The 13,218-nt window shown below is 52.4% G+C and carries 11 protein-coding genes; 1 reads left to right on the plus strand and 10 read right to left on the minus strand.

Annotation, left to right across the window (positions count from 1 at the left end):
- Positions 1-45: 45 nt before the first annotated feature.
- Positions 46-1,404, minus strand: coding sequence for a S1C family serine protease (locus tag PJDR2_RS31415; protein ID WP_015847788.1), 1,359 nt, complete (start codon positions 1,402-1,404; stop codon positions 46-48).
- 155 nt (positions 1,405-1,559) lie between these two features.
- Here PJDR2_RS31415 and PJDR2_RS31420 point away from each other — a divergent pair, with 155 nt between their 5' ends.
- Entirely contained in the window at positions 1,560-1,781 is a 222-nt protein-coding gene (locus PJDR2_RS31420) for a hypothetical protein (protein ID WP_015847789.1), read from the plus strand.
- Here PJDR2_RS31420 and PJDR2_RS31425 read toward each other — a convergent pair.
- The 9 genes from PJDR2_RS31425 to dnaB all read right to left on the minus strand — a co-directional run bounded on the left by PJDR2_RS31425 (position 1,750) and on the right by dnaB (position 13,090).
- A complete protein-coding gene (locus PJDR2_RS31425) occupies positions 1,750-2,556 on the minus strand; it encodes an MBL fold metallo-hydrolase (RefSeq protein WP_015847790.1) in 807 nt (268 codons plus the stop codon). The two genes, PJDR2_RS31420 and PJDR2_RS31425, sit on opposite strands and share 32 nt — an antisense overlap.
- An 81-nt stretch (positions 2,557-2,637) precedes the next feature.
- Entirely contained in the window at positions 2,638-3,393 is a 756-nt protein-coding gene (gene yycI, locus PJDR2_RS31430) for a two-component system regulatory protein YycI (RefSeq protein ID WP_015847791.1), read from the minus strand.
- Positions 3,394-3,421: 28 nt separating this feature from the next.
- On the minus strand, positions 3,422-4,909 hold the full coding sequence (locus tag PJDR2_RS31435) for a YycH family regulatory protein (protein WP_015847792.1): 1,488 nt from the start codon (positions 4,907-4,909) through the stop codon (positions 3,422-3,424).
- The gene (walK, locus tag PJDR2_RS31440) at positions 4,906-6,750 is read right to left on the minus strand and encodes a cell wall metabolism sensor histidine kinase WalK (RefSeq protein ID WP_015847793.1); all 1,845 of its coding nucleotides are present in this window, start codon (positions 6,748-6,750) and stop codon (positions 4,906-4,908) included. The genes PJDR2_RS31435 and walK overlap by 4 nt, the downstream gene beginning before the upstream one ends.
- Positions 6,747-7,514: a response regulator YycF gene (gene yycF, locus PJDR2_RS31445; protein ID WP_015847794.1), complete on the minus strand. Its 768-nt coding sequence runs from the start codon at positions 7,512-7,514 to the stop codon at positions 6,747-6,749. Before yycF ends, walK begins: the two co-directional genes overlap by 4 nt.
- Positions 7,515-7,724: 210 nt before the next feature.
- The gene (locus PJDR2_RS31450) at positions 7,725-9,125 is read right to left on the minus strand and encodes a M23 family metallopeptidase (RefSeq protein ID WP_190276171.1); all 1,401 of its coding nucleotides are present in this window, start codon (positions 9,123-9,125) and stop codon (positions 7,725-7,727) included.
- A 296-nt stretch (positions 9,126-9,421) separates the two neighbouring features.
- A complete protein-coding gene (locus tag PJDR2_RS31455; RefSeq protein WP_015847796.1) occupies positions 9,422-10,096 on the minus strand; it encodes a hypothetical protein in 675 nt (224 codons plus the stop codon).
- A gap of 135 nt (positions 10,097-10,231) precedes the next feature.
- Positions 10,232-11,518 (minus strand): adenylosuccinate synthase, encoded by a 1,287-nt coding sequence (locus tag PJDR2_RS31460; RefSeq protein WP_015847797.1) that lies wholly within the window; start codon positions 11,516-11,518, stop codon positions 10,232-10,234.
- A 198-nt stretch (positions 11,519-11,716) separates the two neighbouring features.
- The gene (gene dnaB / locus PJDR2_RS31465; protein ID WP_015847798.1) at positions 11,717-13,090 is read right to left on the minus strand and encodes a replicative DNA helicase; all 1,374 of its coding nucleotides are present in this window, start codon (positions 13,088-13,090) and stop codon (positions 11,717-11,719) included.
- Positions 13,091-13,218: the final 128 nt, after the last annotated feature.

The following is a 13,218-nucleotide window of genomic DNA, read 5'->3' on the forward strand; positions in this document are numbered from 1 at the left end:
AAAAACCGTGCCAACAGTTTCCCGTCAGCACAGCTTCATTATGCTTTATTCATCCTTCGTTTTCTCCGCCAGCTTGAACGATGCCGTCATCAGCTTGCCGTCACGGTAGAACGTCACTTTAATCTCATCGCCGATATGCTTCTGCTGGTACAAGTATTGGCGCAGCTCCATGGTGCTGCTAATGCTCTTCTCGTCCAGCTTCACGATCACATCATTCAGCTTCATACCCGCGTCCTTTGCTGGTCCTACCGCTTCAAGCACGATAACCCCATTGAGTACTTCATCAGGGAGACTCAGCTCAGGCAGTTCGGATTCCTCGCTTCCGGAAGCTGCGCCCGTGCCCTGATCAGTCTTGCCATTGCTGCCAGCCGCCTGTTCTTCCTGCTGCTTCTGCGCGAAATACTGCTCCAGGTCCACTGTATAAACACCAAGATAAGGGCGAGATACATATCCCTTCTCCATCAGGCTGTCGATAATCGGCATGGCGTTATCGATCGGAATCGCAAAGCCTAATCCCTCGACGCCTACCTCGGCAATCTTCATGCTGTTAATGCCAACAACCTTGCCATCCATATCAATCAAGGGTCCGCCGCTGTTGCCTTCGTTAATGGAAACGTTCACCTGAATAACTTCCTGCTGCCAGTCATATACGCCATCCTCATTCAAGGATACCGGCACGACCCGGTGCGTCTTGCTCACAATTCCCATCGACAGTGAGTCGCCAAGTCCAAGCGGATTGCCAATCGCAAGAACGAATTCGGCTGGCTGCAGCTTCGATGATTTGCCAATCTCGGCTACCGTCTTAATGTCCTTGCCGTCCATCTCGAGCACCGCCAGGTCCGTAATCTGGTCGCTGCCAACGATCTTTGCTTCGCGCTTCTCGCCGTTCACGAGCATAACCTTCACCGACTCGGCGCCTGCAATGACATGATGATTCGTAATAATGTAGGCCTTGCCGTCCTTCAGCTTGAAGATAACGCCGGAGCCAACTCCTACCTCCTGCTTCGAACCCTGAATCTGTCCTTCCTCTCCACTGCCTGCCTGACCCTGGGCGCCGTCACCGGGAATAAGCCCATAAGGAACCGTCTGCTCATTAATGACGCTGACGACCGCCGGTCGAACCTTGGCCGAAGCCTGAATGGTTCTTTGCTCCAGCGAGGTGCTCCCGGATGCCGATACGCTTGCCGCATGCGAACCCGGGCCGATGCCACCGCCGCCAAAGACAAGCACAAACAACAATACCGCTGCCACCGCGCTGGTGAAAGAAGCAACAAATGCGATACGGACATTCGACCAGTTGCGCATTCCCTTTTTATTGGAGAAGGCAAATTCATCCTTCGAAGAAGTGGAACGAGCGCGTCTTGATACTTTTGTCGAATAGAAATCGTCATCAAATATTCCCATCGTTACCGCTCCTTTCGATGTTTATGCTTGCCTTTGAAAATGGAACAAAAGACTATTTTTACAATCTAGGAATGATTTCGAAAGATTAGACTACAATAATAATAGATTCACTCGCACACTCCTCCATCATAACGAAAAAGGAGCGAACCGTATCTATGAAAACAAAACCATTCTCCCCTTGGGAGCAAGTAGAGATCGCAGCCAAATTAGCTGATCTTAAGGAAGAGCACTACCGCACCGTCCTTACCCTCAGCGCTATGCTTGAGCTTCTCGTGGACAAGGGTTTGATCACCCGAGAAGAGCTGACCGCCAAAGCGGACGAGCTGGACAACCAGCTGGAGTCGTTTATTTCCTCCTCACTTCATCCCATGCCGTAGGCCGGTCATGATATGTCGGACGCAGCGGATTCTCATTCTGCTTGAAAAATATTCCGTTATCCTCCATGACATTCCTCACTGTCAGCATGGCCAGATCCATCAGGTTATGGTCCAGACTGAGATGGGCAAGATACACCCGCTTCGTCCGGTCCGTCAGCAGCTCGCATAATGCCTCTCCGGCGGCAACATTCGACAAGTGCCCGACATCGCTCAGGATGCGGCGCTTAATGTTCCACGGGTAACGGCCCATGCGAAGCATCTCTGTATCATGATTCGATTCAAGCACCAGTACGTCCGAATCAATAATCGCCTGCTTCACTTTATCGCTCATATAACCAAGGTCGGTCGCAAGGCTCAGCTTTTCCCCGTTATCGACAAACGTATATCCGACCGGCTCCGCCGCGTCATGCGAGATCGGGTAGGAGCAGACCTCCATCGTGCCGAACCGCAGCGACTCGCCCGTCTCCATAATGACCCGCTTCTCCGGCTCAATGTTGCCGACATGGCGCTCCATACCGCCCCAGGTTCCTTCATTCGCAAAGATCGGCAGCTCGTACTTGCGGGCGAATGCGCCCAGTCCTTTAATATGATCGGAATGCTCATGCGTAACGAACAATGCGGACAGCTGATGACCGGACACGCCTTGATCGCGCATAAGCTCCTCTATTTTTTTCATGCTGAGGCCGGCATCCACCAGCACCATTTTATCCCCGTTGCTTACTATCGTCGCATTGCCCGTAGAACCGCTTCCCAGTACCGTAAACGTAAGTCCCATCGCTTAACTTCTATCCTTTCCCCTGCTCCCATGAACACTAAAGCCATTCTATCCATCTGCCGCAACGCATCGTCCAACAAGCTACCGGACGCGGTCCAGCGATACTTCTTCCTTCACCTGCGCAACTTCCCCGTTAATCGCATGAATGTAATACTCGTTCCCGTCCTCCAGCAGCACCCGGTAATAAGGCGCCGCTACCTGCGTCTCCGTATCAAACATCTGACCATGGTAACCAAGCTGGATATCGGTAATCACCGCTCCTTCCGGCAGGTTCCGCTCTATAAACGGCGCCATAGCCTTCGAGGCAGGCAATACGGTCTGTTCCTTGGCTTCGCCCGGACCCGTCAGATCTACCCTTACCTGGCGGAAGCCGGTTATTTTCTGATTGCTGTAATAGAGCTCCAGCTTTACGTCAAACATGGGACGGTTATCCGCCATACGGTACAGCACGTATACGCCGTCTCTTGTCATCGCCGGATCGAACTTATACTTGTCCAAATCGACAATCTGGCTGCCCAGCGTCTTGACGAGGTCCTTCTCGGAGAAAATAATCCGGCTGTCGACCGGCGTCTCCAGCTTCGTCTCCGGCAGCCCCTCAAGGTTGCCGCTGCGCAGCATATACGTTAAATCCCGCAGCTTCGGGGTTTCGACCGGCAGATTGGCGGACAGCTCAATCCCCTTCTGCTTCATGAAGGCGTAGGTCTCGCTCGGAAGCTCTGCTGTATTCTTGTTGGCGTTCAACTGCTCGCCGATGTTCGACCATACCTGATAGCCGAGCAAAATATTGAGCAGCAGAAACGAAATAATAAGCACGCTTTTGGCCCTGCCCCAATCCACCTGATCTTCCGCCTCCGTTCGTTACGGCTTATTGCTTGCTTTCTTTATCCGGCGCGATTGAATTCTGCAGCGGATCCGAGCCTCCGAACAGGTTATTGCCGTCCTTAGATGCGGTCTCCTGTCCCGAAGACTCCTTCCCGCCTTTATCCGCGCCGCTTCCTTCCGAATCATGTGCGGAGCTCGGGCTATCCTTTATTTCCTGCGGAACAAAACCTGTCGGATACGCTTCGACCAATGCCTCCTGCGTACCGTCTTCGAGCTGAACCGCCCATATCGGAACAAACTTTAATTCATTATTTTCAAGCGGTTCGGCTTTAAGAGCCGGGAACAGGCGGACAACCTCCGAACGGCGGTCATAATGATCCAGCGCATTGCGCAGCTGGGCACCGCCCGGCAGCCATCTGGCTTCCCTCGTCTTCGCCCGATTGGCTAGCGTAATGAGAGAACGGCTGTACTCCGTTACGACTCCCTGCTGCAGCGTAAGGCGCATGCTTCCGTACTCGAAGTCTTTGGTTGCGATAACCGGATAGTTATCGACATACTGTTGGAACTCCGCGTATTTGCCCGTCTTGCCTTCAAGATTCAATCCCGGGTTAACGAAACGATTCAGGCCGTCCCATCCGCCATGCTGGTTAATGAATTCAATCGAAGCAAAAACATTCTCGCTAAGCGGATTTTCCTCGCTTTGCGAGGCGGCCGGGTTGGTGTAAATCATCCACACGCCCTTCTGCTCGATCTGTAGACCACGCTTGCCATCCGTATAAATCTGCGAGCCGCTACGGTCATAAAGCACCTTCGTTGTTGCCGGGTCAAGAAGATTCTGCTGCATGAGATCGGAAGAGTAGGCCTCATAAGGGAAGACCATCTCCACTGATTGAATCGGCTGCTTCGGCAAGTAGATGCCGTCCGACGTCATCTGGTACTTCGGCTGGTACTCGCCGAAGCCGACATAGTCCTGCACGTCGCGGACCGTCAAATCCGCCTGCGTCGATTCGTATACCTTTTGCCCGTCGGCGCTGAAGAAGAATGTCCGGACTTCCTCGGAATCGGTCGCTTTGAAGATCCAGATCCGGTCGATCATTTCGCCAAGGAACAGCAAATCTCCCTGCACCTTGAGCAGCTTTTTGAGCAGCTCTACCGGAATGCCGTTTTGGAAGCGCAGCTCAACGCCGATATCGTTCTTCCTTACTTCGTCCCAATTAAGCACGTTGGCGGGATTTCGCTGGAAGCCTTTAAACTCACGGCCCTGAATCCGGTCTTTCAGAATCATATTGTAGAACGTTGTCCCCGGGTACAGCACGGTATGCTCATTGTCGCCGAAGTGGAGGACAATCTCCTCAGGGAATATGACGTTTTCCGCATTTGATTTTTTGCCAAGCGGATCGGCATTAATATAATCCTGTCCCGTCTTGACCGTTGCGCCAAGGCCGGGCATGCTGTAGGCGAGGAAGTATGATTGAATCAAGCTGAGTGCGACAAGCATAACGAGCAGGAGCGTCTTCGCTTTCTCCATCATGCCGTCTCACCTTCCTCTTGCAGTACAGGCAGCGTAAACGTCACCGTTGTGCCATCGTTTAGCTCAGACTTCAGCGAGATCGTGCCGCCATGCGCTTTTACGATTTCCCGGGCAATGGATAAACCAAGGCCAGTGCCGCCCATGTTGCGCGAGCGGGCCTTGTCCACCCGGTAAAAACGGTCGAAAATACGGGATAAATCTTTTTTCGGAATACCGATCCCCGTATCCTTTACGCTGATCGCAATCGTGGCGGCATCCTGCTTATGGGCGCTTAGCTCGATTGCTCCGCCCTCAAGCGTATATTTGATGGCATTCGATATAAGATTATCGAGCACTTGGTCAATCTGGTCGCGGTCAAGCCATGCCGATTTGAGATCGCGGTCTACGATAATCGTCGCCAGAATCGACTTCTGACGAAGCTGGAAGGAAAAGCGGTCCGTCACTTCGTCCAGCATCTCGTGAATGTTGGTCTTCCGCCGCCGCAGCGGCGCCTGATTCGAATCGAGGCGCGACAGATGCAGCAGATCCGTAACCAAGCGGATCATCCGCTCCGTCTCGTTGCGGATAACGCCGACGAACCGCTCGGACAGCTCCCGCTCATCCAGCGCCCCGTCATTAAGCGCCTCCGCATAACTCTTGATCGTGGTGAGCGGCGTGCGCAGCTCATGCGAGACGTTCGCGACGAACTGGCGGCGCGACTGCTCGAGCTTTTCCTGCTCCGTAACATCCTGCAGCACGGCAATCGTACCCGTAATCCCTTTGTCGCGGCGGTGAATCGGCGTAAAGGTGACGCGGAGAATGCCTTCCTCGTCATCCATATCTGCTTCCTCTTCGTTGCGCGGCAATATGACGGTCTGCTCCCGGCCGTTCTGCAGCTCCCGGTATTTCTGCACCGGCATGCCAAGCAGCTCGGGCAGACTGCAGCCCTCGCAGGTACGCACATCAAGCATCTCCTGCGAGCGGCGGTTCCACACGATTACCTTGCCGTTCTCGTCGGCCGCAATTACGCCGTCGCTCATATTCGACAGAATGGAGGCGAGCTTCTCATTCTCCTCTTCGTTGACCGAGAGTGCCTCCTTCAGCCGAATCGTCATATCATTAAAGGCGGAGCTTAACCGCCCGATCTCGTCATCGCCAAGCACCGGAACCTGCAGGTCAAACTTCCCTTCCGCTACGGCTGCGGCCTGCCTGGTCAGTCCCTGAATCGGACTTGTAATCGTATGGGCAAGCAGGATGCCAAGAATACCGGTAAGGCCCAGCGCAATAAGCGTACCTGAGAAAAAGATCTGGTTAACCCGGTTGACCGTGTCGTACAGGTTGTCCATGGACGCTACCATGTAGACGGCGCCAACCACTTTATCGTTATCGTTGTAGGCGGGAAGCGCGATAATTTTCTTCCGGATGCCGTTTTCGTCGATGATTTCTTCTTCATTTTCTGAAATGCCGGTTAAGGCGCGGCTTACCGCAAGCGATGTGTTTTTCTTCCCGATGTAGGATTCCGGCACCTGCAGCGAGGTTGCTACAACCCGCCCGTTGCCATCCAGCACTTGCACCTCCGTACCGCTAATGCTGAACAAATTCCGGACTACAAGGCTTAGGTCCTCCGTGCTGTTACTGTCGGCTTCGTCGTCGCTGTTGATCTTCTCGGAAAGCTTCGATGCCGCCAGCTTCGAGAGAATATCCGCCTGCTCCTTCATATTGGTCGTGAAGTTATCGGTCAACGACGCCTTTACCGTACTGATGAAGTACACGCCGATGAGCTGCATCGCGACAAGTATGAGCAGCAAATAAATAATGACTAGCTTAACTTGGATGGTGCGGAAAAACCTCCGCCCGCTCATGCGTAGCCGAGCCCACCCGACTTCGGATTGCGCATCATGTAACCAAGGCCCCGCCGGGTCATAATATATTCCGGACGGCTTGGATCATCTTCAATTTTCTCGCGAAGACGGCGGATCGTGACATCTACGGTACGCACATCGCCGAAATATTCAAATCCCCAGACCGCCTGCAGCAAATGCTCGCGTGTCATCACTTTGCCGCTGTTGCGCGCCATGTAATAGACAAGCTCATATTCGCGGTGAGTCAGGTCAAGCGGCTCGCCGTCCTTATAGACGACATACATATCGGTATCAATAAACAGGTTGAACAGTTTAAGACCCTGTTTTTCGTCCGCTGCACCTTGACCGTTGTCGCCGGCGTTTGCGTTGTCGAGCGAAGAAGCCGCAGCTTCCGAGGTTTTCTGCTGCCTGCGCAAATGGGCTTTGACGCGGGCCAGCAGCTCTCTCGTGCTGAACGGCTTCGTTACGTAATCATCGGCGCCAAGCTCAAGGCCCAGCACCTTATCTATTTCCGTATCCTTTGCTGTCAGCATGATAATCGGCATATGCAGACGCGTGCGCACCTCGCGGCAGACGTCCATGCCATCCTTCACCGGCAGCATCAAATCAAGTAAAATCAGATCCGGCTGCTCTTCGAACGCGAGGCGAACCGCCTCGCCGCCGTCAAACGCGCAAATGACCTGATGCCCTTCTTTCTCCAAGTTGAATTTCAATATATCTGCAATGGGCTGTTCGTCGTCGACCACTAAAATTTTCCCGTGCATCGTTACACCCGCCTGTCGCTCGTCCTATTTTCACTCTTCTATTTTAACATAGTGAGTCGTCAAGATCCCAATTAAAGTTCGTTCAGCCCTTTTCCAATAAAACTCATAATTAAGGCCCGCGACGAGTGTTTCATTCCGATACATTATGGGTAAAAAAGGTAAAAAAGAAGACTGCCCGCTTAAGGACAGCCTTCTTGGATAAGAAATATATTATAAGTACTTCAACGGATTTTGCAGTACGCCGTTTTTCGTAATTTCAAAATGCAAATGCACGCCGGTCGATTCGCCGGTGCTGCCCATAATGCCCAGACTGTCACCTTTTTCGACAATCTGGCCTTTCTTCACGCCGATGGACTTCAGATGTCCGTATAACGTTTTGTAGCCATTCTTATGGTTCACGATAATGCAATTGCCGTAACCGGTCTTCTGGCCAACAAACTCAATAACACCGTTATCCGCCGCCATAATGGTCTTGCCGCCCGTCATGTCGATGCCTTTATGCATCCGTCCCCAGCGTTGGCCGAACTTGCTCGACAGCGACCACCCGGATACAGGTGATGCAAAGTGGCCTGTACCTTCGCCAAGAATAACCTTCGTTCCCCGGATGATAACCTCGGCTACCGGCTTCATGACAACCTGGCTATCTACGAGCTCTTCCGTAACAACTTTACCGTTCTGCTTCACAACCCGGTATGTAAGAGTCTTCTTGCCGCTCTTGCCTTCCGTCAGCACCTTCGATTCGCCAAGCTTCATGGAGTCGCTCTTGCGGATCTCTAACGGAGCATCGTAAGTAATCGTTTCGGATTGGCGTTCCTCCGTTTTTACCGTCAGTTCCGGCTGAAGCACGGTCAGATCGAGAACATCGCCCTCTTTGATCATATCCTGCTCGATCCAGCCGTTGTTATCGTAGATCACCTGCTCGGAGATATTGAACTTAGTGGCAATACAACCGATACAGTCGCCTTTCTGAACCGTATACTTCGTTGGTTTGACGCTGCCCTTCACAAGCTTCAGGTACAGCTCGTTAGCGTCCATAATCTTGTTTGGATCAACCTCTACTTCGTCTGTCTTAACCTCTTCAACGAATTTGACGCCCGTCAGCTTGTTGCCGCTGGACGATTCCGTCTTCTTCTTCTCAGCCTCTGTCTTGGAGTAAGACAAAGTCTTCACTTCGTTCTGCTTCTTCGCTGCCGCAAGCTGCGGAGCGTATTTGCTCTGCACCCGGTTCAGAATGGCATCAGCCGTTTCCTGATCCTTCACCACGCCGGCTACCTTGCCGTCAATTACCAGCTCGACGCCTTCAGCATGCGATGACAACAGACCTTTCAGCTTGCTTAACGTTTCTTCGGTCTCAGGATCCGCTTTAAAACCGCTTTCCCCGCTGTACGTAATCTCTCCGGCGTCGAGCACCATGCTGAGCTCCGGATTTGCTTTTTTTACATCCTCGGTCTGCTGCTGAATCAGCTGCTCAACCTCAGCGGGATCGCTGATGGAACCCACCATATTGCCGTCTTTATATACGTTGTAATAATCGACTGTATTCGCTTGTACGTATCCGGTACCACCGATACCGGCTGCTGCTAGGACTACCAGCACTCCTGCTGTAAGCATGACAGGTTTTCTCTTCCACATTGGAGTATGTGGTCTCTCTCCTGCCGAAGGAGGCTGCTTCTTGCCTTTCGAGTCTTGCAGATCACTAGGCCGAAAGTACTGGTTTACAAGATTCCAAGTCTTCCGGAAACGATCCTTGGGGCTGAAAACGGTCATGATGGTCTCCTTTTCGCACTTTTCCTGCAATAAAATACGGTTTCCGACATAAAAAAAGACGAATGTCCTGTCGGATCACTCGCCTAATACTTTAACATATGGTTAATAAACGCGGCAACCATTCTTGTCAAGAGTCGAAATTAATATTTTTTCAGAATTGCCATCATTTGTTCATATTGGTCTCGGTCCAGATACTGTGCCATCAGCTGCTGAATCTGAGTAAGCTCCTCATCCGTAAGCCCGTTTTCCATGTAACCGGAGATCGTCTGCATGGCTTCCTGCGGCAGCTTGCTCATGAGCAATCCGAATAATTGATCCTTATCGGCTTCGCTCATCTGACCCTTCATATTGTTCATGTCCTCGGTTGTAATCGCCGTTTCCGTTCCGTCAATCGACGGTGCTTCATCATCGTCCGTCTGGCTGCTGCCCTCCGTCTGACCCGTGCTTGTACCCGCTTCCTCCGATTGACCGCTTGTACCGCTCTCCGCCTTCGTGCCCCCGCCAATGCCGATATCCGTAAGCGGCGCAGTGGACGGCTGCTCGGCAAACGCGTCAACCGCAACCTTATCCCCGTCTGCCCCATCCGTCCCCGTCTTCTCGGTATCCTCCGTCTGAACCGGCTCCTCGGCTCCCCACAGCTTGCCCCATACTCCGGACAATGCCATCGGCTGTACCTCCAGGGGCAGGTTATACTGCTTCAGCAGCGTCTGTACATAACTATTAACGATATAGCCGGTTGTCCATATGGAGAGAAAGCTGACAATGAGACCTGCCGCTACGATTTTCGCAATCCATACGGCTGCTTTTAACCACATTTACGCTCATCCCTTTCCTTCTGCTATCTATCATTATGGTCAAAGAATAGGGATAGCAAACTATGAAAACGACAAAAAAGGATAGTCCGGGCATTCCGCCTCGGACTATCCTTATCTTTAAATTCTAATTACGTTCTATTCGTAGATTGGACGAACGATGTTCGTTTGTTCACGGTTGCGTCCAACCGAGAAGATGGCAATCGGAATACCTGTCAACTCGGATACGCGGTTCAGGTAGTTCAACGTGTTAACCGGAAGATCTTCCAGTGTTTTTGCGCCTGTAATATCTTCGCTCCAGCCTGGCATTTCTTCGTATACCGCTTCGCATTCCGCAAGCATCTTGAGGCTTGCCGGATAGTGCTCGATTACTTCACCGCGGTATTTATAAGCCGTACAGATCTTCACGGTCTCAAGGCCGCTCAGTACGTCCAGGGAGTTAAGGGACAAACCTGTAATACCGCTGACGCGGCGTGCATGGCGGACAACAACGCTGTCGAACCAGCCAACGCGGCGCGGACGGCCGGTAACCGTGCCGTATTCATGGCCTTTGTCGCGGATCAGATCGCCGATTTCGTTAATTTGCTCCGTTGGGAACGGGCCATCGCCAACACGCGTTGTGTAAGCTTTCGCTACACCGATAACCTGCTGGATCTTCGAAGGACCTACGCCGGAACCGATACACACGCCGCCAGCCGATGGGTTGGAAGAAGTAACGAATGGATAAGTACCTTGGTCAATATCAAGCATAACGCCTTGCGCGCCTTCAAACAGCACTTTACGATTCTCGTCGATCGCATCGTTCAGAACAACCGAAGTATCCGTTACGTAAGGACGAAGCGTCTCAGCGTAGCCTAAGTATTCCGCAATGATCGTTTCGGCATCAAGCGGCTCTCCGCCGTATACTTGCTGGATCACTTGGTTTTTCTCCGCTACGAGGCGGCGCGTTTTTTCCGTGAACTCTTCCGCATCCAGAAGGTCGGCAATACGGATACCGTTACGCGCAGCTTTGTCCATGTAGCATGGGCCGATGCCTTTGCGTGTTGTACCGATTTTGTTATCGCCCTTGCGGTCCTCTTCCAGACCGTCCAGCACGAGATGGTAAGGCATAATGACATGGGCGCGGTCACTGATTTTCAGATTTTCGCTCGAGAACCCATTGTCATGAATATAGTTAATTTCGTCGATCAGCGCTTGCGGGTTGATAACCATCCCGTTGCCGATGACGCAAATTTTATTTTGATTAAAAATACCCGATGGAATCATCGTTAATTTATACTTTTTGTTGTCAATGAGAATAGTGTGTCCGGCATTGTTACCACCTTGATAGCGAGCGACGACGTCGGCTCCGTCCGCCAAGTAATCGGTAATTTTGCCTTTCCCTTCGTCTCCCCACTGCGTACCGACAACAACAACCGTAGACATAAACATACCCCCGTCCGGTGATTTTGCACACCGAAAATTACCGTCTTAGCATTAACCGGATCGGCGCTTCTTACTCAAAAATGGTCCGACCGCGTAAAAGACAGCAATAACAGTGTAGCAGTCCCGTATAGAGAAGTCAAACAAAAAACGAACAATTGCACAGTCGCCCATACAATTGTTCGGATATTATACATAACCTTATGATGCCTGCGACGGGTCGTCGTGGGTCCTGTCTAAGCTTACGAATTTATTGAATTGCTTAAGGAAGACCAGTTCGACCGTACCGACCGGGCCGTTACGCTGTTTGGCAAGAATGATCTCGATGATGTTCTTCTTCTCGGATTCCTTGTCGTAGTAATCGTCACGGTACAGGAACCCTACGATGTCGGCGTCCTGCTCGATCGAACCCGATTCACGAAGGTCAGACATCATCGGACGCTTGTCCTGACGCTGCTCGACACCACGGCTGAGCTGCGACAGGGCGATAACCGGCACTTCCAGCTCACGGGCGATCTGTTTCAGCGTACGTGAAATCTCGGATACTTCCTGCTGACGGTTCTCGCCCGCTTTACCGCGGCCTTGAATGAGCTGCAAGTAATCGATAAGAATCATGCCAAGACCTTTTTCCTTTTTAAGGCGACGGCATTTCGCGCGGATATCGGCAACCGTAATGCCCGGCGTATCATCTATAAATACATTAGCTTCCGACAAGGCGCCAATCGCCATCGTCAGTTTCTCCCAATCGTCGCCCTCGAGCTGACCGGTACGCATCCGGGTCGCATCTACGTTCGACTCGGCGCAGACCATACGCTGAACGAGCTGCGCCGCGGACATCTCTAGCGAGAAGATGGCGACTGTCTCGCGGGCGCGGACGCCGACGTTCTGGGCAATGTTCAGCGCGAACGCCGTTTTACCTACGGAAGGACGGGCCGCAATAATGATCAAGTCACTGCGCTGGAAGCCTGCCGTCATTTTGTCCAAGTCGACGAATCCGGAAGGAATACCGGTTGTTCCTGCGCCCTTCTGATTGTAGAGCGTCTCGACCTTCTCGAATACTTCCATCAGAACGTCGCGGATAGAGATAAAGCCGCTGCTTGAACGGCGGTTCGAGATCTCCAGAATCTTACGCTCCGCATCGCCCAGAAGAATACTGACTTCATCCGTGCTTGCGTAACCGTCCGACACGATATTGGTGGCCGTCCGGATCAAACGGCGCAGCATCGATTTCTCTTCTACGATTTGAGCGTAGTAATCGACGTTTGCCGCCGTTGGCACGGCGCTTGCCAGCTTGGCCAAATACGAGACGCCGCCAATCTCTTCGATCAGCTGTCTATCCTGCAGATAAGCGGTTAGCGTGATCAGATCGACCGGCTGCCCGCTCTCCCCGAGCTCAACCATCGCTTCGTATATTTGTTGATGGGGAACGCTATAAAAGTCTTCGCTGCGCAGCCGCTCCATCGCGGTGATCAGCGCCTCCGATTGAAGCAGGATCGCGCCGATTACGGCCTGCTCCGCCTCCAGGTTTTGCGGCGGCACCCGATCAAACATCAGCTCCGTACTACTCATGCTCATGCTTTTGGCTCCCTTCCAATGCATGCTGTACTGCTTCCGATTCCATTCATGCTACATCGATCAGTGTAGCAGTTGCAGGCCGCCGAAAGCTATGGAAAGTTCCAACATCGGCCTGTCTGATTGTACAA

It is taken from the genome of Paenibacillus sp. JDR-2 (genome assembly GCF_000023585.1).
Lineage (GTDB): Bacteria > Bacillota > Bacilli > Paenibacillales > Paenibacillaceae > Pristimantibacillus.

Bases quoted from the DNA above. Each gene is read 5' to 3' on its own strand.
- PJDR2_RS31415 (WP_015847788.1), bottom strand. From the start codon at position 1,404: ATGGGAATATTTGATGACGATTTCTATTCGACAAAAGTATCAAGACGC.
- PJDR2_RS31420 (WP_015847789.1), top strand. From the start codon at position 1,560: ATGAAAACAAAACCATTCTCCCCTTGGGAGCAAGTAGAGATCGCAGCC.
- PJDR2_RS31425 (WP_015847790.1), bottom strand. From the start codon at position 2,556: ATGGGACTTACGTTTACGGTACTGGGAAGCGGTTCTACGGGCAATGCG.
- PJDR2_RS31435 (WP_015847792.1), bottom strand. From the start codon at position 4,909: ATGATGGAGAAAGCGAAGACGCTCCTGCTCGTTATGCTTGTCGCACTC.
- walK (WP_015847793.1), bottom strand. From the start codon at position 6,750: ATGAGCGGGCGGAGGTTTTTCCGCACCATCCAAGTTAAGCTAGTCATT.
- yycF (WP_015847794.1), bottom strand. From the start codon at position 7,514: ATGCACGGGAAAATTTTAGTGGTCGACGACGAACAGCCCATTGCAGAT.
- PJDR2_RS31450 (WP_190276171.1), bottom strand. From the start codon at position 9,125: ATGCTTACAGCAGGAGTGCTGGTAGTCCTAGCAGCAGCCGGTATCGGT.
- PJDR2_RS31455 (WP_015847796.1), bottom strand. From the start codon at position 10,096: ATGTGGTTAAAAGCAGCCGTATGGATTGCGAAAATCGTAGCGGCAGGT.
- PJDR2_RS31460 (WP_015847797.1), bottom strand. From the start codon at position 11,518: ATGTCTACGGTTGTTGTTGTCGGTACGCAGTGGGGAGACGAAGGGAAA.
- dnaB (WP_015847798.1), bottom strand. From the start codon at position 13,090: ATGAGCATGAGTAGTACGGAGCTGATGTTTGATCGGGTGCCGCCGCAA.